Genomic DNA, 17,995 nt, shown 5'->3' with positions numbered 1-17,995 from the left:
GCTGCCGAGCAGCTGGACGATCTGCACGGGGGAGCACGTGATGAGCACGATCGAGGCCACGGACATCGCCGACGTCGCGGCCGTCGTCCTGTCCTGGGACGACCTGGACCCGTACGTGACGCATCCGCCGACGCGCCGCCGCCTGACCGGCCCCGGCGTGCCGTTGGAGAGCGACCTGCTGAGCTTCGCCGCGCTGTCCCGGGACGGCCTGCGCACGGTCGCGGACTCCACCGGCGACCCGGACCGGCTGGCCGAGGAGCTGCGGGACCGCCTGGTCATCGGCGGCCTGCGGGGCGCCGACGGCACCGAGGCCGAGTCGCTGCTGCTCGACGGCGCCACCGGCGAGCTGTCCACGACGTACTTCCTCCCCGACCGCCCCGACCTGATGGACGCGCACCCGCTGGCGCCCTCCCTGGAGGCGCTGCTGCGGTTCGCCGCCCTGACCGAGGAACTGGCCGCGCTGCGCGGCCGGTTCGCCGGTTACGCGAGCCGTCGCGGCCCCGAGGCGGTGACCGAGGCGTCCCGGCGGCTGCTCGCCGTGTTCGAGGCCGGCACCGACGGCGAGGTCCCGCCGTACTGGCGGATGGCGGCGCTGATCCGCCCGCTGGCCCTGGTGGCCGGCCCCGGCACCCGGTCCGGTCTGGCGCTGGACCTGCCGGTGCGGCTGCTGGACGAGGAGTTCGGCGCCGGGGGCATCGTCCGCTTCGAGGACGTCGACTTCCCGGCCGCGCTGGCCCACGAACCGACCCGCCGCTTCCTGCGCGAGGTGGGCCTGCCCGAGGACGGCTTCTGGTTCACCCTGGACACGGACGTGCCGCTGCCGACCCTGACGGAGCACCACGCGGACGAGACGGAGGACCTTCTCGCCGCCCTCCCGCCCTCGGCCGGCCGTCTGATCCGCCTGGGCCACCTCCTGGAGGACACCAGCCTCGTCGTCGACGGCGCGACCGGCGCGGTCCTCGCCTGGAGCGAGCCCGACCTGACCCTGCGCCCGCTGAACGCGGACGTCTCCACGCTGGCGTTCACCTTCTGGCTGATCCACCGCGAGAAGGCCCTCGACGCCGAACACGGCCTGACCGACGCCTACGAGCAGCTGGCCGACACCCTGACCGCCACCCTCGCCGCCCTGGACCCGGTCGCCACCACCCGCGACGACGACGCCGACCGCTACTGGCCCCACATGTTCGCCGACCAGGCGGGCGGGGGGCTCTATCCCTGACCCCGCACAAAGAAAGGGCGGCCCCCTTCCGGGGTGCCGCCCTTCCCATGTCCATGCGGTCGAGACCGCAGAGGCCGTGGCGGGAATTGAACCCACGTGCCTCGCTTTGCAGGCGAGTCCCTAAGCCACTCGGGCACACGGCCGTGTCGGGGGCCGGGGACCGTGTGGTGCTCTCGGTTCCGGCCGTTCCGAACTCGGTGACTCGACCGTAGGCGGAGCGGCCGGGGCGGCTCAAGGGATCGGGCGGGGCTGCAACGCGACTGCCACACGCCGTTCATGAACGGGGTGTCGGGTGATCTGTGATGTCAGTCCCACCCGGGGGTGGCGCGGCCTTGTCGGGACCTCGGTCCGGGCCGCGCGCCGGTAGGGTGGCCCGGTTGTCATACGTGGCCGAGCCGCCCGATTCGCCCCTGATTCGATCCGATTCGACCCCCCATCTCCGGAGACCGTGACTACCACCGCCGCTTCCTCGACGCACTCGCACCACCTCTCCCCGGCCTTCCCCGGCCGTGCCCCCTGGGGCACCGCCAGCAGGCTGCGCGCCTGGCAGCAGGGGGCGATGGAGAGGTACATCCAGGAGCAGCCGCGCGACTTCCTCGCGGTCGCCACGCCCGGCGCCGGCAAGACGACCTTCGCCCTCACCCTGGCCTCCTGGCTGCTGCACCACCACGTCGTGCAGCAGGTGACCGTCGTCGCCCCGACCGAGCACCTGAAGAAGCAGTGGGCCGAGGCCGCCGCGCGGATAGGGATCAAGCTGGACCCCGAGTACAGCGCGGGCCCGCTCGGCAAGGACTACGACGGTGTCGCGGTCACCTACGCCGGTGTCGGCGTGCGCCCGATGCTGCACCGCAACCGCGTCGAGCAGCGCAAGACCCTCGTCATCCTCGACGAGATCCACCACGCGGGCGACTCCAAGTCCTGGGGCGAGGCGTGCCTGGAGGCGTTCGAGCCGGCCACCCGCCGGCTCGCGCTCACCGGCACCCCCTTCCGCTCCGACACCAACCCCATCCCCTTCGTGACGTACGAGGAGGGGCAGGACGGCATCCGGCGGTCCTCCGCCGACTACACCTACGGGTACGGCAACGCGCTCGCCGACCACGTCGTGCGCCCGGTGATATTCCTCTCCTACAGCGGCAGCATGCGCTGGCGCACCAAGGCCGGCGACGAGATCGCCGCCCGGCTCGGCGAGCCCATGACCAAGGACGCCGTCAGCCAGGCCTGGCGCACCGCGCTCGACCCGCGCGGCGAGTGGATGCCGAGCGTGCTGCGCGCCGCCGACCAGCGGCTCACCGAGGTCAGGAAGGGCATCCCGGACGCCGGCGCCCTCGTCATCGCCTCCGACCAGGACTCCGCCCGTGCCTACGCCAAGCTGATCCGCGAGATCACCGGCAGCAAGGCCACCGTCGTCCTCTCCGACGACACCGGGGCCTCGAAGCGGATCGACGAGTTCAGCGCCGGCGACGACCGGTGGATGGTCGCCGTCCGCATGGTGTCCGAGGGCGTCGACGTGCCCCGCCTCGCGGTCGGGGTGTACGCCACCACCATCTCCACCCCGCTGTTCTTCGCGCAGGCCGTCGGCCGCTTCGTGCGGTCCCGGCGGCGCGGCGAGACCGCCTCCGTGTTCCTGCCGACCATCCCCGACCTGCTCACCTTCGCCAACGAGATGGAGGTGGAGCGGGACCACGCCCTCGACAAGCCGAAGAAGGAGGGCGAGGAGGACCCGTACGCCGAGTCCGAGAAGGAGATGGAGGAGGCGAACAAGGAGCAGGACGAGGACACCGGCGAGCAGGAGCAGTTCTCCTTCGAGGCGCTGGAGTCCGAGGCCGTCTTCGACCGGGTCCTCTACGACGGCGCCGAGTTCGGCATGCAGGCGCACCCGGGCAGCGAGGAGGAGCAGGACTACCTCGGCATCCCGGGCCTGCTCGAACCCGACCAGGTGCAGATGCTGCTCCAGAAGCGGCAGGCCCGGCAGATCGCGCACAGCCGCAAGAAGCCCGACAGCGAGGCCGACCTGCTCGAACTGCCCGCCGAGCGGCGGCCGGTGGTCAGCCACAAGGAGATGATGGAGCTGCGCAAGCAGCTCAACACGATGGTCAGCGCCTACGTCCACCAGAGCGGCAAGCCGCACGGCGTGATCCACACCGAGCTGCGCCGGGTCTGCGGCGGCCCGCCCAGCGCCGAGGCCACGGCCGGGCAGCTGCGGCAGCGCATCGCGAAGGTGCAGGAGTGGGCCACCCGGATGCGGTGATCACGCCGGGCATGGCACGAGTTCTGCGGACGTAACGGGACGAATGGCCGGAGTCGCCGCGCGGCGTTGACCGGATTCTGGACGGAGGCTTCCGCTCAGCGAACCGGCTTCGCTACTGTCCCGCTACGCACACGCCCCGTGGCAGCGCCGCCGCGGAGCGCAGCCGTGAAGCGACTGGGCCCGGTCGAAGCCGGGCCGTCCTGCCATCGGCGGCCTCTGAAGCGCGTCGCTGACGGGACTCGGTGACGCATCCGCCGCGAGGGGGCCGCCGACCTCACCACTTAAGGAGTGGGCGTCGTGACCGCGGAAACCTCCCAGACGCTCGACAGAGGACTGAAGGTCCTCAAACTGCTGGCCGATACGGACCACGGGCTGACCGTCACCGAGCTATCCAACAAACTGGGCGTCAACCGGACCGTCGTGTACCGGTTGCTCGCCACCCTGGAACAGCATGCACTCGTACGGCGCGACCTGGGCGGGCGAGCCCGGGTCGGTCTGGGGGTGCTGCGTCTGGGCCGCCAGGTGCATCCGCTCGTCCGCGAGGCCGCGCTGCCGGCGCTGCGCTCGCTCGCCGAGGACATAGGGGCCACCGCCCATCTCACCCTGGTCGACGGCTCGGAGGCACTGGCCGTCGCCGTCGTCGAGCCGACCTGGACGGACTACCACGTCGCCTACCGCGCCGGGTTCCGCCACCCGCTGGACCGGGGTGCCGCGGGACGGGCGATCCTCTCCGCCCGCCGCCGCCCGATGACCGACCCCGGCTACACCCTGACCCATGGCGAGCTGGAGGCGGGCGCCAGCGGCGCCGCCGCCCCGCTGCTCGGGGTCACCGGGGTCGAGGGCAGCGTGGGCGTGGTGATGCTGGCCGACGCGGTGCCGGAACGGGTGGGACCCCGGGTGGTGGACGCGGCCCGGGAGGTGGCGGAAGCGCTCCGCTGACTCCACTGACCGGGTAGGTCGTCGTCTGCGGCCGAGTGGGGCCCTTTCGCACAATTCCCCGCGCCCCTTCAGGGGCGCGGGGAACTGCGCGACCAGCCCCCACCGACCCGCAGGCGGAGGCCGCCGAGCCCGCCGCTCAGGCGCGCCCGTTAGATTGATCCCGTGCTCTCACGCCTCACGCGCCCCCAGGCCGTCGCCGTCTGCGCCCTGCCCGTCGTGGCCCTGCTCGCCACGGCCGCGTTCGCGCCCCTGCCGTTCTCGGTGGCGCAGCCCGGTCTGACGGCCAATGTGCTCGGCGCGTACAAGGGCACGCAGGTGATCACGATCTCCGGCGCCCCGACCCGTACGACGACCGGGCAGCTGCGGATGACGACGATCGAGGCGACCGGCCCGGACCAGGACGTGTCCCTCGGCGACGTGCTCGACGGCTGGTTCCGCACCGACCAGGCGGTCCTGCCGCGCGACTCGGTCTACCCGAGCGGCGACACCGTCAAGGAGATCGAGGCGCACAACACCGAGCAGATGAAGCAGTCCCAGGACGCGGCGACCGAGGCCGCCCTGAAGTACCTGGGGAAGAGCTCGAAGGACGTGAAGGTCACGCTGAAGCTGGCCGACGTGGGCGGTCCGAGCGCGGGGCTGCTGTTCACCCTGGGGATCATCGACAAGCTGGACGGCGACGGCAGCGGCGGCGACCTCACGGGCGGCCGGAACATCGCCGGCACCGGGACCATCGCCGAGGACGGGACGGTCGGCGCGGTCGGCGGGGTGTCCCTCAAGACGCAGGCCGCCCGGCGGGACGGGGCGACCGTCTTCCTGGTGCCGAAGGCCGAGTGCGGCGACGCGAAGGCGGAACTCCCCAAGGGGCTGCGCCTGGTGCCGGTGACCACCCTGAAGGGCGCGGTCGACGCGCTGGTCTCCCTGGAGAAGGGCAAGGGCTCCGTACCGAGCTGCTAGGGCGCGGCCGGCAATGTCCGTCCGCCGGCACTTCCGTCCGTCCGGCGACTCCCGCCTGCCCGGCGGGCCGGTCCGGGGCGGGTCGTCTCAGGCCAGTGCCGTGGTCGGCCGCTGGGTGGCCGCCATGCGCAGGCCGATCTCGACGAGGGTCCAGCCGACCCGTCGGCGGATCTCGCCGGGGGCCTTGGTCTCGGCGGCCAGGCGGTACGCGGCGGCCTCGGCGTGCAGGTCGGCGTGGTGGAGCGCGGCCAGCCGGGCGGTGGTGTCGAACGTGTTCATCGTGTTGCCTCTCGGTCCGTCTCGATGGGGAACAGATGGGTGTGGACGCGCACTTGCTCCGAGCCGGGGGTGTCCTCGGCGGACACCCGGTCGCGGTACTCGTCGACCAGGTCGTGCATCTTGACGATCAGCTCGTGCGCCAGCTCGGGTGTGAGCCGCAGCGTCATGTCGCTCATGTCGGAGGCGTTGGTCCAGCCCTCCGTCCAGCGCTCCCGGCTGCCGAGCCAGGTCGCGAGCTCGCGGGAGTGGGTGTTCGCGATCTCGTGCAGGAACACCTCGGCCATGCCCCGGACCTCGGGCCCCGCGTCGGCGAACTCCGCGGTGTCGAAGACGATCCCCTGGTCCACGGCCCGCCACCAGCGCTCGCGCCCCTTGCCCTGACCGGGCGCGTCCTCGACGAACCCGTGCGCGGCGAGCTGGCGCAGGTGGTAGCTGGTCGCCCCGCTGGACTCGCCCAGCCGGGCGGCCAGTCGGGAGGCGGTGGCCGGGCCGCCGTGCCGCAGTGCGTCCAGCAGCTGCATCCGCAGCGGATGGGCCAGGCCGCGCAGCGAACGGGCGTCGAGTCGGCGCTCCCTGCGCTCTTCGCCTTCTTCGCGTTCTTCGTGCTCCTGCATGACTGCCAAGGTAGCGATGCAAAGACTCCTTTGCAAGCAGTTCTTTGCATCGACTTCTTGGCATCAACTCCCTTGCGTCGCAAGGGGGTCGCCGCCGGGTTCGCCGCCGGATTCGCCACCGGGGTCGTCACCGCACGAAGCCCTGCTCCTTCATCCACTTCAGGGCCACCTGGTGCGGGTCCTCGCCGTCGACGTCGACCTTCGCGTTCAGCGTCTGCGCCACCGTGTTGTCGAGCTTCGCGGTGATCGGGTCGAGCAGGGCGGTGATGGCCGGCCACTTCTTCAGCGCCTTGGAGTTGATCACCGGCGCGGCGTTGTAGTTGGGGAAGAAATGCTTGTCGTCGTCCATCACGACCAGGTTCATCGACTTGATGCGCCCGTCGGTGGTGAACACCTCGCCGTAGGTGCAACTCCCCTTCTGCACCTGGGTGTAGATGATCCCGGTGTCCATCTGCGTGATGTTCTTCGCGGGGATGTCCATCCCGTACGCCTGCTCCATGCCGGGCAGCCCGTCGGTGCGGTTGGCGAACTCGCTCTCCACGCACAGCGTCACCGCGCCGGGGTCCTTCGCGGCGAGCGCGGCCACGTCCGACAGGGTCCTGGTGTGGTACTTGCGGTAGTTGGCCTGGTTCATCGCGAGCGCGTAGGTGTTGTCGAGCCGCGACGGCGGCAGCCAGGTCAGCCCGTTCTTCAGGTCGGCGTCGTGCACGGCCTGCCACTGGGCCTGCGGGTCGGTGATCGGCTTGCTGTGGCCGAGGTAGGTGATCCACGCGGTGCCCGTGTACTCGTACATCGCGTCCGCGTCGCCGTTCTTGACCGCCTCGCGCGAGCCGATGGAACCCTGGATGCCGGTGCGGTCCAGCACGTCCGCGCCCGCCGCCTGGAAGGCGATGCCGATCATCGCGCCGAGGATGAGGTTCTCGGTGAACGACTTCGACGTCACGGTGAGATGGGCGCCCTTCAGCGGCGTGCCCTTGCCGATCGAGCCGGGGGAGACGTCGTCGACCATCGGGGAGCCGCTGTGCAGCCCGCAGCCGGCGAGCGCCGCACCCGCCAGCGACAGCGCCACCCCCGCCACCGCCGACCGCCCGCGCAGCCCTCGTACGACCGCCGCCGCGGACGGCCCGCGCAGCCCCCGTACGACCGCCACCGCCGACCGCCCGCGCACCGCCCGTACGACCGCCGCCGCGGACCGCTCCCGCCTCACGCCCCCGCCTCCAGCCCCCGCGGCCGCAGCAGGACTTCGGCGAGCGAGGCCAGCCAGTCCACCAGCAGCGCGAGCGCCACCGTGAGGATCGAGCCGAGCACCAGGACCGGCATCCGCTGGTTGGTGATGCCCGTGGTGATCAGCACGCCGAGCCCGCCGCCCCCGCCGAAGGTCGCGAGCGTCGCCGTACCGACGTTGAGCACCAGGGCCGTCCGCACGCCCGCGAGGATCAGCGGTACGGCCAGCGGGAGTTCGACCCGGCCGAGGACGCCCAGCGGGGACATGCCGATGCCGCGGGCCGCCTCCAGGACCGTCGGGTCGTTGGCCCGCAGCCCCGCGATCGTGTTGGACAGCACCGGCAGCACGGCGTAGGCGACGATGCCGATCAGCGCCGGCGTCTTCCCGGTGCCGAGCCAGATCACCAGCAGCGCCAGCAGGCCGATCGCGGGCGTCGCCTGGCCCATGTTGGCGAGGGCCATCGCGAACGGGGTGGCCCGGCGCAGCGGCGCCCGGGTGAGCAGGATGCCGAGCGGGATCGCGATGATCAGCACGAAGAACGTGGAGATCGCGACGAGTTCGATCTGCTCCCACAGCGCCTGCGACACCTGCCCGCCGGACAGCGCGTTGCGCGAGATCGCGTCGAGGTCGGCCTGCCGGTACCACAGCCAGGTCCCCAGCAGCAGGAGCACCAGGAAGGCGGGCAGGAGGGTCAGCTGCTGCCAGGTGATCCGGCGGGCGGCCCGGCCGGCCGCCGGCCCGTTCCCGCCCGCCGCGCCGGACGGCCCGCCGCCGGGCGCCCCGTCCGGCGGGCCGCCGCCCTCGTCGTCCTCGTCCGTGAGCAGGACACCGTCGTCGGAGGTCACGCCTTCCGCCCTCCCGCGTCGCCGCCCTCCTGCTCGGCGTGGGTCTGCGCGGACCGGGTCGTCTCCAGGTCGTGCTGGTGCTCCAGCGCCTCCAGGCGGTCCTCCTCCAGCAGTTCGTGCACGGAGTTCATCAGCGTCTCCATGTCGACGACGCCGATGTACTCGCCGCGCCGCCCGGTCACCGCGGCGCGCCCCGAGCTGTCGGTGAGCACCGCCTCCAGGGCGTCCCGCAGGGTCGCGTCCCGGGTCACCGTGTCCGTCACCAGCGTGCCCGCGCGGGCGAGCGAGCCCTTGGCCCGCATCAGGTCGCCGCGCCGCAGCCACTTGTAGGGGCGGTGGTTGCGGTCGAGCAGCAGGATCTCGCTGGTCCCGCTGGCCCGCAGGCTGTTGAAGATCTGCTGGAGCGGGGTGTCGACCGTGACCGTCGGGATGTCGGTGATCTCCACGTCCCGGACCCGGCTGAGATTGAGCCGCTTCAGCGCGGCCCCGGCGCCGACGAACCCGGACACGAAGTCGTCCGCCGGGTTGGTGAGGATCGCCTCCGGGGTGTCGAACTGCGCGATGTGCGAGCGCTCGCGCAGCACCGCGATCCGGTCGCCGAGCTTGATCGCCTCGTCGAAGTCGTGGGTGACGAAGACGATCGTCTTGTGCAGCTCCTGCTGGAGCCGGATCAGCTCGTCCTGGAGATGGTCGCGGGTGATCGGGTCGACCGCGCCGAACGGCTCGTCCATCAGCAGCACGGGCGGATCGGCGGCCAGCGCCCGCGCCACCCCGACGCGCTGCTGCTGCCCGCCGGAGAGCTGGCGCGGATAGCGGCCGAGGAACTCGCCCGGGTCCAGGCCGACGAGGTCGAGCATCTCCTCGACCCGCTCCTTGATCCGCGTCTTGCGCCAGCCCGTCATCCGCGGCACGAGCCCGATGTTCTGGGCGACCGTCATGTGCGGGAACAGGCCCGAGGACTGGATCGCGTAGCCGACCTTGCGGCGCAGCCGCACCGGGTCGATGTCGGTGACGTCCTCGCCGCCGATGCGGATGCGCCCGCCCGACGGCTCGATCAGCCGGTTGATCATCTTCAGGGTGGTCGACTTCCCGCACCCCGAGGGCCCCACGAAGATGACCGTCTCGCCCGCCCTGATCTCCATGTTCACGTTGTCCACGGCCGGGGCGCCGCTGCCCGGGTAGCGCTTGGTGAGCGCCTCCAGCTCGATCGTGGCGCCGTGGCTGTCGGATCGTCGCCCCGCCGCGGAACCGTCGCCGTCGCCGGGGGACGCGGCCGGGGGAGGGGAGGCGGGCGGGGCGTCAGGCACGGATCCCCCTGGAGATGGTCAGCCGTCCGATCAGCACGTACGCCGCGTCGAACAGCAGGGCGAGGATGATGATCCCGACGGTGCCCGCCAGCACCTGGTTGAGCGCGTTGGCGCTGCCCAGGGAGGCGATGCCGCGGAAGATCTCGTTGCCGAGCCCCGGCCCGGAGGCGTACGCCGCGATGGCCGCGATGCCCATCAGCATCTGCGTGGAGACCCGGATGCCGGTCAGGATCGGCGGCCAGGCCAGCGGCAGCTCGACGCGCAGCAGCCGGGCGAGCCGGGACATCCCGATGCCGCGGGCGGCCTCGGTCAGTGCCGGGTCGACCCCGCGCAGCCCGACGATCGCGTTGCGCACCACCGGCAGCAGCCCGTACAGCGTCAGCGCGATCACGGTGGGCGGCACGCCGAGCCCCACCAGCGGGATCAGCAGACCGATCATCGCGAGCGAGGGGATGGTCAGCAGCATCGAGCCGGCCGTCGTCGCGACATTGCCCGCCCAGGCACTGCGATAGGTGGTCACCCCGATCAGCACGCCCAGCGCGGTCGCCACCACCATGCACTGGAACACCACGCTGGCGTGCTGGTAGGCGTCGGTGAGCAGCTGCTGGTGCGTGGTGCGCACGTACTCCCAGAAGCTCATCCGCGCTCACCTCACCTCGTGTCGGCTACGCCGGTTCCCCTCCCGCGGCCTGCTCCACGAGCGGGATGACCCGCAGTGGAACGGGGTTCTCCATCACGATCGCGGTGGCGGCCCGGACGATCCCATCAAAACCGACGACGCGGTCGATGACCCGCTGGAGATCGGCGTTGGACCGGGCCACGAGGCGGCACAGCATGTCCCCGCTGCCGGTGGTGGTGTGCAGTTCGAGCACCTCCGGCACGGTCGCCAAGTGCGCCCGGACGTCCGGCCCTTGCCCCTGCCGGATCTGGAGCGTGGCGAAGGCCGTGACGGGATAGCCGAGGGCCGCCGGATCGACCTGGGGACCGAATCCGCGGATGACTCCGTTCGACTGAAGCCGGTCGAGCCGCGCCTGCACGGTGCCGCGCGCCACCCCCAGCCGCCGCGACATCTCCAGCACGCCGATCCGGGGCTCCCGCGCGAGCAGCACGATGATGCGCCCGTCCAGCTGATCGATCGCCACGCCGCCTCCCGGGGTGGTCATCCTGTACAGAAAGGTCCGGCGTTCGGCCGTACGGCTGCACACATTGACCAGTGAATACGCAAACTATTGCGCACCTTGCAGGCCGGAGCCACCCTGCCGTCATGACGCAGACCACTCACCACACTCCCGCCACGACCGCCCGGGAGGCGGACCCCTTCCCGGTCAAGGGCATGGACGCGGTCGTCTTCGCCGTGGGCAACGCCAAGCAGGCCGCGCACTACTACTCCACCGCCTTCGGCATGACACTGGTCGCGTACTCCGGCCCGGAGAACGGCAGCCGCGAGACCGCGAGTTACGTCCTCGAGAACGGCTCCGCCCGGTTCGTGTTCACCTCGGTCGTCAAGGCCGCCACCGACTGGGGCCACTTCCTCGCCCGGCACGTGGCCGAGCACGGCGACGGCGTCGTCGACCTCGCCATCGAGGTCCCGGACGCGCGCGCCGCGTACGCCTACGCGATCGAGCACGGCGCCACCTCGGTCGCCGAGCCGTACGAGCTGAAGGACGAGCACGGCACCGTCGTGCTCGCCGCGATCGCCACCTACGGCGAGACCCGCCACACCCTGGTCGACCGCTCCGGCTACGACGGCCCCTACCTGCCCGGCTACGTCGCCGCGAAGCCGATCGTCGAGCCGCCCGCCCAGCGCACCTTCCAGGCCGTCGACCACTGCGTCGGCAACGTCGAGCTCGGCCGCATGAACGAGTGGGTCGGCTTCTACAACAAGGTCATGGGCTTCACGAACATGAAGGAGTTCGTGGGCGACGACATCGCGACCGAGTACAGCGCCCTGATGTCGAAGGTCGTCGCCGACGGCACGCTCAAGGTCAAGTTCCCGATCAACGAGCCCGCCGTCGCGAAGAAGAAGTCGCAGATCGACGAGTACCTGGAGTTCTACGGCGGCGCCGGCGTCCAGCACATCGCGCTGAACACCAACGACATCGTGCGCACGGTGCGCACCATGCGCGCGGCCGGTGTGCAGTTCCTCGACACCCCGGACTCGTACTACGACACCCTCGGCGAGTGGGTCGGCGACACCCGCGTCCCCGTCGACACCCTGCGCGAGCTGAAGATCCTCGCCGACCGCGACGAGGACGGCTACCTGCTGCAGATCTTCACCAAGCCGGTCCAGGACCGCCCGACGGTCTTCTTCGAGATCATCGAGCGGCACGGCTCCATGGGCTTCGGCAAGGGCAACTTCAAGGCCCTGTTCGAGGCGATCGAGCGCGAGCAGGAGCGCCGCGGCAACCTGTAGCCCTCCGGGGGTTCGGGGCCTCCTTGAGGATCACCGGCGCGTGAGGGCCTGCGGGGGCCGGTCGCGCGGTTCCCCGCGCCCCTTCAGGGTCGGGTTGGTGTTCGTTTTCGTCCGCGGGCCGGTGGGGGTCGGGCGCGCAGTTCCCCGCGCCCCTTTCGGGGCACGGCCATCGATGCGCCCCAAAAAGGGGCGCGGGGAACTGCGCGACCAGCCCCCACCGGCCCGCAGGTGAATGAATGCCGGGGTGCCCGGAGGGCGACTCCGTCGCTGTGGGGGAGGCCGTCAGGAGGAGCCGTCGTCCTCCGGGACCCCCACCGCCGGCGGCTCGCCGAGCTGCGCCAGCGCGGCCCGTGCCGCCGGCACCCGCAACGGCGAGAACCACGGATCGATGCGCAGCGCCTCCTGGAGGAACCGCCGCGCCACGGCGTCCTGCCCGGACGCCTTCTCGATCAGGCCCCGGTGGTAGGCGAACAGCGCGCTGCGCACCCCGCCCGCGTGCTCCTTGTCCGTCGCGATCACCGCGAAGCCGCGCGCCTGCCCGTCGTCGCCGGCCCGGTGCAGCGCCCACCCCAGCGCGTCCGCCACCTCGACGCCCGGCTGACGCCGCCACTCCTCCCGCAGCAGCCGTACGGCCTCGTTCGGATCGCCGTGGTCGGCGGCGAACCGCCCCAGCACGAGCGCGTCGTCGATGCCCGCCGCCGCGTCCTGCCGCACCCGCACGCGCAGCGCGTCGTACTCCGCCCGGGCCTGCGTGGTCCGTCCCAGCGACTCGTACAACTCGCCAAGCTCCAGGGCGTACTGCGGCGTCGGCTGCCCCGCGAGGGCCGCCTGGTAGGCGTTCACCGCCTCGGTCGAACGGCCCAGCGCGGCCAGCGCGCGCGCCCGGCCGGCCTGCGCGGCCCGAAGGTCCGGGTCGGCGCGCAGGGCCGCGTCGAAGTGCCGCAGCGCGTTCGCGCGGTCGCCGCGCTCCAGCGCGAGATCCCCGGCCTGCTCCAGGTACGCGGCCCGCTCGGCCGCCGAGTCCGTGCCCGCCGCGGCGTCGTACAGGGCGGCCGCGGCGTCCTCGCGCTGCCCGCGGTCCCGGTAGACCGCGGCGGTCCACGCCTGCACGGCGGGCCCGGAGTGCAGCCCGGTCAGCGTGCCCAGATACCGGGCGACCGCCTTGCGGTCGCCGAGTCCGTCGCACGCGTCGATCAGCAGCGGATACGTCGTCCAGCGCTTGGGCGCCAGCCGCGCGGCCGCCTCGGCGTACGACCGGGCCGAGCGGAAGTCCCGGCGCGCGTTCGCCAGTGCCGCGAGACCGTCCAGCGCGTCGGCGTTGCCCCGCGGCCGGGCCCGCAGGGAGGCCCGCAGCGCGTTCTCGGCCTTCGGGAAGTACGCCCCGGCCTCGGAGGTACGGCGCCCGCGCTCGACGTAGGCCGCGCCGAGCACCGCCCACGAGCGGGCGTCCGCCGGATGGGCGCGCACCCGGGCCTCCCGGAGGGCGATCAGCGCCTTCAGGCCGGGCAGCGCGGCGGGCAGCCCGTCGGTCACCGCGGTCAGCGCCTGCGCGCCGGGGGCGGGCGCGGGGGGCCGGGCCGGACGCTCCCGCGGCGGCAGCAGCCACAGCATCAGCCCGCCGAGCACCCCGCAGCCCGCGGCGGCCGCGGCGGAGCCGAGCAGCACCCGGCGCAGCGCCGGGCGCCGCACCGGCCGCCCGGGCGCGGGCGCGTCGTCCGGCGCGGGCGCTCGCCCGGACCCGCGCGATCCCTCCGGCGCGGGTGCTCCCTCGGACCCCCGCGCTCCCTGTCCGTCCGGCGCGGGTGCTCCCTCGGACCCGCGCGCTGCCTGTCCGTCCGGCGCGGGTGCTCCCTCGGACCCGCGCGCTGCCTGTCCGTCCGGCGCGGGTGCTCCCTGGGACCCGCGCGCTGCCTGTCCGTCCGGCTTCTCCAGCCGCTCCGGCGCCACCGGCTGCTCCTGGATGTCCATGGCGGACACTGTGCGCCAGCGGGGCGACCGCACCCGGGCAGGCTACGGCCGCCGTGGGCGGGGTTCACACCGATGGCCCCGGGTGCGACGCTGTGATCATGAGCCGTATCGAAGCCCCCCGCGACGAGGTGACGGGCAACCTCGTCGACCGTCTGCTGAGCGGCCTGCCCGCGGCGGCGGTCCTCACCGACCCCGACGTCACGGCCTCCTACGCCAACGACATGGCCAGCTTCTGCCCCTCGGGCACCCCCGCCGTGGTGGTCCTGCCGCGCACCGTCGAACAGGTCCAGCACGTCCTGCGCACCGCCACCGAACTGCGCGTCCCGGTCGTCCCGCAGGGCGCCCGCACGGGCCTGTCCGGCGCCGCCAACGCCTCCGACGGCTGCATCGTGCTGTCGCTGACCAGGATGGACCGCATCCTGGAGATCAACCCGGTCGACCGCATCGCCGTGGTCGAGCCGGGGGTCGTCAACGCCGTGCTCTCCCGCGCCGTGGAGGAGCACGGCCTGTGCTACCCGCCGGACCCCTCCAGCTGGGAGACGTGCACGATCGGCGGCAACATCGGCACCGCGTCCGGCGGGCTGTGCTGCGTGAAGTACGGCGTCACGGCCGAGTACGTGCTCGGCCTGGACGTCGTCCTCGCCGACGGGCGGCTGATGACCACCGGCCGCCGTACCGCGAAGGGCGTCGCCGGATACGACCTCACCCGGCTCTTCGTCGGCTCCGAGGGCTCGCTCGGCGTGGTCGTACGGGCCGTGCTCGCGCTCAGGCCCAAGCCGCCGCGGCAGCTGGTGCTGGCGGCGGAGTTCCCCTCCGCGTCCGCCGCCTGCGCCGCCGTCTGCCGGATCATGGAGGGCGGCCATGTGCCGTCGCTGCTCGAACTCATGGACCGTACGACCGTGAAGGCCGTCAACGACCTCGCGCACATGGGCCTGCCGGAGTCGACCGAGGCGCTGCTGCTCGCCGCGTTCGACACCGCGGACCCGGCCGCCGACCTCGCCGCCGTGGGCGCCCTGTGCGAGGCCGCGGGCGCCACCCAGGTGGTCCCCGCGGACGACGTGGCCGAGTCCGAACTCCTGTTGCAGGCACGCCGGTTGTCGCTCACCGCGCTGGAGGCGGTGAAGGGCACGACGATGATCGACGACGTGTGCGTGCCCCGCTCCCGGCTCGGCGACATGCTGGAGGGCGTCGAGCGGATCGCCGAGAAGTACGCCCTCACGATCGGCGTCTGCGCGCACGCGGGGGACGGCAACACGCATCCCACGGTCTGCTTCGACGCGCAGGACCCCGACGAGTCGCGGCGGGCCCGCGAGTCCTTCGACGAGATCATGGCGCTCGGCCTGGAACTCGGCGGCACGATCACCGGCGAGCACGGGGTGGGCGTGCTGAAGAAGGACTGGCTGGCGCGCGAGATCGGCCCGGTGGGCCTGGAGATGCAGCGACGGATCAAGCAGGTCTTCGACCCGCTCGACATCCTGAACCCGGGCAAGGTGCTCTGAGTTCTGAACCGGGGCAGGCTCCGGCGCCGGGGCCGGAGACCGGCCGCGGCGGCCCGCCGTAACCCCTCACTCACCTTCCGGGCACTCGTCCGACGGCCGCGCCTCACGCAGCCACACGTCCTGCGGGCGCGGCCGGGCCGCCCGCTCGCGGGGCGCCGGACGCCCGGGGGCGGCGGGGTCGAGCAGCCCGGCCAGGGCGTCGTCCAGGGCGAGCCGGTCGCTCTCCGTCCCCGGCGGTACGGCCACGAGGGTCCGTTCCAGCCAGGCCGACAGCTGCGCGGACGGCGCCTCCAGCAGGGCGTCGCCGTCCGGGGAACTGAGCGCCAGCAGCACCACGCAGCGGCCGTCCGCCTTGGCCGGCCAGACCCGGACATCGCCGTAGCCGCACGGCCGGAACACACCCTCGACGAGCAGCTCGCGCGCGAACGTCCAGCGCACCGGGTGCTCGGCGCGGATGTGGAAGGCGATGTGGACGGCGTACGGGTCGTCACCGCGGTAGGCCAGCCTGGCGGGGACGGGGATGCTGCGTTCGGGCGACAGGACGAGCCGGAGCTCCACCTCGCGCTCCACGACGACTGTCTGCTGCATGATGTGTGCCCTTCCTCCCTCACGCGGGCCGGGACGGTCCCGCACGCAGGGAGAGCGGATCCGGGCGGCGGCATTACGCGGGTTCGGCGAACTTTTCTTCCGGATCGGGTGAAGGGGTGCACGCCCTTGCCCGGAAAGGGGTGGGTCCGGCGGGACTTGCGGTGGCCAGGGCCCGCGTCTGATAGATGTGGAGCCCCCCAGACGACCTCCGAGCAGATACGGGACGACGGACATGAGCGCCCCAACCCCGGCCCCCGGTGACGACAGACCCCGCGAGGGCTACTACCCGGACCCGTCCATCCCCGGTTACGTCCGCTACTGGAACGGCGCCGCGTGGGTGCCCGGCACCAGCCGGCCCGCGCCCCAGGACGGCCGGCCGCTCGTCCCGCCCGCGGGTTCCCGGCCGGCGCCCGCGCAGGTCGAGGAGACGGGCCCGCACTTCTTCGACGAGGACCCGCCGGGTCCGGGCGGCGACGACCAGTACGGCAACCGGCCCGAGCCGGCGTCCGCCTGGGGCGCCGACAGCGCCCGGCAGTCCGGCTTCGGCGACCACGACCGCCGGATCTCCTGGGGTGCGCAGCCCGCCGCCGATCCCGCCGACGACGACGCGGCGCAGGGGGCGCACGGGCCGGGCGCGCAGGGCGCGGCCGGCGCTCCCGCGGCGGGCACGCCCGGCTTCGCCGCGGGCAAGGCCGCGGCGGCCCGCGCGGCCGCCAAGGCCCAGGCGGGCCAGGGCCAGGCGCCCCAGGTGCCCGCGCCGCAGGCGCACCCCCAGGGCGCGCAGCTCCACGCCCAGCCGCAGTCTCCGGCGGGTCCTGCGGGTCCTGCGGGTCCGGCCCAAGCCGCCCAGGCGCAGCCCGGTCCGGTCCAGCCCGGTCCGGTCCAGGCGGGTCCGGCCCAAGCCGCCCAGGCGCAGGCCTCGTTCCCGTCCCAGCAGGCGCCCTACCCGGCATCCGACCGGCCCGCGCCGCAGCCTCAGGTCCCGGCCCAGGACCCGTCGCCGGGGCCCGCCGGGCAGGCAGGGCGGCCGGGTCTGCGGGCCCATCCGCTGCCGCCGAACCCGGCCGCTCCGGAGCCCGCCGCGCCCCAGGTGCCGCAGCAGACCGCCGGTCCCGGCAGCCCGGCGCCGATGACCGGCGGGCCGGGCGGCGGCCAGTCCTCCTGGGCGCAGCAGGTGCACCGGCTCGCGGGCGCGGACGACGACCAGCCCGTCACACCGTGGAAGCCTCCGGTGGACGACCCCTTCCAGGCGGCCGCCCGGCGTCAGGCGGCGGCCCGTCCCGCGGGGCTCGGCCGCCGGCTGGCCGCCCGTCTGGTGGACAGCGTGGTGCTGGCCGCCGTCACCGCGGCGGCCGCGGTACCGCTCGCCGGCCGCGCGGTGGACCACGTCCAGGCCAAGATCGACGCGGCGAAGCTCTCCGGACGGACCGTCACGGTCTGGCTCCTCGACGGCACGACCTCGGCGTACCTCGGGATCGTCCTCGGCGTGCTGCTCGTCTTCGGTGTGCTCTACGAGGTGCTGCCCACCGCCAGGTGGGGCCGTACGGTCGGCAAGAAGCTGTGCGGCGTGCAGGTGCAGGACATCGAGGGCCACGAGCCGCCGACCTTCGGCGCGTCCCTGCGCCGCTGGCTGGTCTACGTCGTGCCGGGCCTGCTGGGCATCGGCCTGCTCGGCGTGGCGTGGTGCCTCTTCGACCGCCCCTGGCACCAGTGCTGGCACGACAAGGCAGCCCACACCTTCGTAGCCCGCTGACCGACACCCCCTCGGACCACACCCCGTCAGACCACAGTCCCCAGGCCACCCCCCAGGGTCCACCCCCTCAGGGGGAGGCGCGCCCCTCAGCGTGACACCCGCCCCAGGGCCCACCCCCTCAGGGGGAGGCGCGTCCCTCAGCGT

General features: G+C 73.2%; 16 protein-coding genes and 1 tRNA gene. 7 read left to right on the top strand and 10 right to left on the bottom strand.

Annotation, left to right across the window (positions count from 1 at the left end; translation table 11 throughout):
- Nucleotides 1-40: 40 nt before the first annotated feature.
- Nucleotides 41-1,219 (top strand): SUKH-4 family immunity protein, encoded by a 1,179-nt coding sequence (locus WN71_RS12125; protein ID WP_046584044.1) that lies wholly within the window; start codon nucleotides 41-43, stop codon nucleotides 1,217-1,219.
- 71 nt (nucleotides 1,220-1,290) lie between these two features.
- Here the strand turns inward: WN71_RS12125 and WN71_RS12120 are convergent.
- Nucleotides 1,291-1,362 (bottom strand) — tRNA-Cys (locus tag WN71_RS12120).
- 305 nt (nucleotides 1,363-1,667) lie between these two features.
- On the opposite strand from WN71_RS12120, the gene WN71_RS12115 reads away from it, so the two are divergent.
- The 3 genes from WN71_RS12115 (at nucleotide 1,668) to WN71_RS12105 (ending at nucleotide 5,360) form a co-directional block, all read left to right on the top strand.
- Entirely contained in the window at nucleotides 1,668-3,467 is a 1,800-nt protein-coding gene (locus WN71_RS12115; protein WP_046584045.1) for a DEAD/DEAH box helicase, read from the top strand.
- A gap of 297 nt (nucleotides 3,468-3,764) precedes the next feature.
- Nucleotides 3,765-4,406, top strand: a complete 642-nt coding sequence (locus WN71_RS12110; RefSeq protein ID WP_046584046.1) for an IclR family transcriptional regulator — start codon at nucleotides 3,765-3,767, stop codon at nucleotides 4,404-4,406.
- A gap of 162 nt (nucleotides 4,407-4,568) precedes the next feature.
- A complete protein-coding gene (locus WN71_RS12105; RefSeq protein ID WP_046584047.1) occupies nucleotides 4,569-5,360 on the top strand; it encodes a S16 family serine protease in 792 nt (263 codons plus the stop codon).
- An 87-nt stretch (nucleotides 5,361-5,447) separates the two neighbouring features.
- On the opposite strand, the gene WN71_RS12100 is transcribed toward WN71_RS12105, so the two are convergent.
- The 7 genes from WN71_RS12100 to WN71_RS12070 all read right to left on the bottom strand — a co-directional run bounded on the left by WN71_RS12100 (nucleotide 5,448) and on the right by WN71_RS12070 (nucleotide 10,772).
- Nucleotides 5,448-5,639, bottom strand: a complete 192-nt coding sequence (locus WN71_RS12100; protein WP_046584048.1) for a hypothetical protein — start codon at nucleotides 5,637-5,639, stop codon at nucleotides 5,448-5,450.
- Entirely contained in the window at nucleotides 5,636-6,253 is a 618-nt protein-coding gene (locus tag WN71_RS12095) for a winged helix-turn-helix domain-containing protein (protein ID WP_046584049.1), read from the bottom strand. The genes WN71_RS12100 and WN71_RS12095 overlap by 4 nt, the downstream gene beginning before the upstream one ends.
- A gap of 127 nt (nucleotides 6,254-6,380) precedes the next feature.
- The gene (locus tag WN71_RS12090; protein ID WP_079177816.1) at nucleotides 6,381-7,262 is read right to left on the bottom strand and encodes a glycine betaine ABC transporter substrate-binding protein; all 882 of its coding nucleotides are present in this window, start codon (nucleotides 7,260-7,262) and stop codon (nucleotides 6,381-6,383) included.
- A 194-nt stretch (nucleotides 7,263-7,456) separates the two neighbouring features.
- Nucleotides 7,457-8,323, bottom strand: coding sequence for an ABC transporter permease (locus WN71_RS12085; RefSeq protein WP_079177813.1), 867 nt, complete (start codon nucleotides 8,321-8,323; stop codon nucleotides 7,457-7,459).
- Nucleotides 8,320-9,630 carry a betaine/proline/choline family ABC transporter ATP-binding protein gene (locus tag WN71_RS12080; protein WP_079177812.1) on the bottom strand — a complete coding sequence of 437 codons (1,311 nt, stop codon included), beginning with the start codon at nucleotides 9,628-9,630 and terminating at the stop codon, nucleotides 8,320-8,322. The genes WN71_RS12085 and WN71_RS12080 overlap by 4 nt, the downstream gene beginning before the upstream one ends.
- Nucleotides 9,623-10,270 carry an ABC transporter permease gene (locus tag WN71_RS12075; RefSeq protein ID WP_046584050.1) on the bottom strand — a complete coding sequence of 216 codons (648 nt, stop codon included), beginning with the start codon at nucleotides 10,268-10,270 and terminating at the stop codon, nucleotides 9,623-9,625. Before WN71_RS12075 ends, WN71_RS12080 begins: the two co-directional genes overlap by 8 nt.
- Nucleotides 10,271-10,295: 25 nt before the next feature.
- Nucleotides 10,296-10,772, bottom strand: a complete 477-nt coding sequence (locus tag WN71_RS12070) for an Lrp/AsnC family transcriptional regulator (protein WP_071369825.1) — start codon at nucleotides 10,770-10,772, stop codon at nucleotides 10,296-10,298.
- A 122-nt stretch (nucleotides 10,773-10,894) separates the two neighbouring features.
- Between WN71_RS12070 and hppD the strand changes: the two genes are divergently transcribed.
- Nucleotides 10,895-12,043: a 4-hydroxyphenylpyruvate dioxygenase gene (hppD, locus tag WN71_RS12065; protein WP_046584051.1), complete on the top strand. Its 1,149-nt coding sequence runs from the start codon at nucleotides 10,895-10,897 to the stop codon at nucleotides 12,041-12,043.
- A gap of 282 nt (nucleotides 12,044-12,325) precedes the next feature.
- Here the strand turns inward: hppD and WN71_RS12060 are convergent, their stop codons facing one another.
- Nucleotides 12,326-14,011 carry a tetratricopeptide repeat protein gene (locus tag WN71_RS12060; protein ID WP_107469633.1) on the bottom strand — a complete coding sequence of 562 codons (1,686 nt, stop codon included), beginning with the start codon at nucleotides 14,009-14,011 and terminating at the stop codon, nucleotides 12,326-12,328.
- Between the two features lie 92 nt (nucleotides 14,012-14,103).
- On the opposite strand from WN71_RS12060, the gene WN71_RS12055 reads away from it, so the two are divergent.
- The gene (locus tag WN71_RS12055; RefSeq protein ID WP_046584053.1) at nucleotides 14,104-15,510 is read left to right on the top strand and encodes an FAD-binding oxidoreductase; all 1,407 of its coding nucleotides are present in this window, start codon (nucleotides 14,104-14,106) and stop codon (nucleotides 15,508-15,510) included.
- 66 nt (nucleotides 15,511-15,576) lie between these two features.
- Here the strand turns inward: WN71_RS12055 and WN71_RS12050 are convergent, their stop codons facing one another.
- Nucleotides 15,577-16,098, bottom strand: coding sequence for an SsgA family sporulation/cell division regulator (locus tag WN71_RS12050; RefSeq protein WP_046584054.1), 522 nt, complete (start codon nucleotides 16,096-16,098; stop codon nucleotides 15,577-15,579).
- A 232-nt stretch (nucleotides 16,099-16,330) separates the two neighbouring features.
- Here WN71_RS12050 and WN71_RS12045 point away from each other — a divergent pair, with 232 nt between their 5' ends.
- The gene (locus tag WN71_RS12045) at nucleotides 16,331-17,851 is read left to right on the top strand and encodes an RDD family protein (protein ID WP_046584055.1); all 1,521 of its coding nucleotides are present in this window, start codon (nucleotides 16,331-16,333) and stop codon (nucleotides 17,849-17,851) included.
- The last annotated feature ends 144 nt before the right edge of the window (nucleotides 17,852-17,995 follow it).

It is taken from the genome of Streptomyces mangrovisoli (genome assembly GCF_000974985.2).
Classification (GTDB): domain Bacteria; phylum Actinomycetota; class Actinomycetes; order Streptomycetales; family Streptomycetaceae; genus Streptomyces; species Streptomyces mangrovisoli.
Note: the sequence above shows the minus strand (reverse complement) of the source record. Positions and strands in the feature narration are given on the sequence as shown.

What these genes read in the sequence shown, in the direction of transcription:
- WN71_RS12125 (WP_046584044.1), top strand. Translation starts at nt 41, where the DNA reads ATGAGCACGATCGAGGCCACGGACATCGCCGACGTCGCGGCCGTCGTC.
- WN71_RS12100 (WP_046584048.1), bottom strand. Translation starts at nt 5,639, where the DNA reads ATGAACACGTTCGACACCACCGCCCGGCTGGCCGCGCTCCACCACGCC.
- WN71_RS12095 (WP_046584049.1), bottom strand. Translation starts at nt 6,253, where the DNA reads ATGCAGGAGCACGAAGAACGCGAAGAAGGCGAAGAGCGCAGGGAGCGC.
- WN71_RS12090 (WP_079177816.1), bottom strand. Translation starts at nt 7,262, where the DNA reads ATGGTCGACGACGTCTCCCCCGGCTCGATCGGCAAGGGCACGCCGCTG.
- WN71_RS12075 (WP_046584050.1), bottom strand. Translation starts at nt 10,270, where the DNA reads ATGAGCTTCTGGGAGTACGTGCGCACCACGCACCAGCAGCTGCTCACC.
- hppD (WP_046584051.1), top strand. Translation starts at nt 10,895, where the DNA reads ATGACGCAGACCACTCACCACACTCCCGCCACGACCGCCCGGGAGGCG.
- WN71_RS12060 (WP_107469633.1), bottom strand. Translation starts at nt 14,011, where the DNA reads ATGGACATCCAGGAGCAGCCGGTGGCGCCGGAGCGGCTGGAGAAGCCG.
- WN71_RS12050 (WP_046584054.1), bottom strand. Translation starts at nt 16,098, where the DNA reads ATGCAGCAGACAGTCGTCGTGGAGCGCGAGGTGGAGCTCCGGCTCGTC.
- WN71_RS12045 (WP_046584055.1), top strand. Translation starts at nt 16,331, where the DNA reads ATGAGCGCCCCAACCCCGGCCCCCGGTGACGACAGACCCCGCGAGGGC.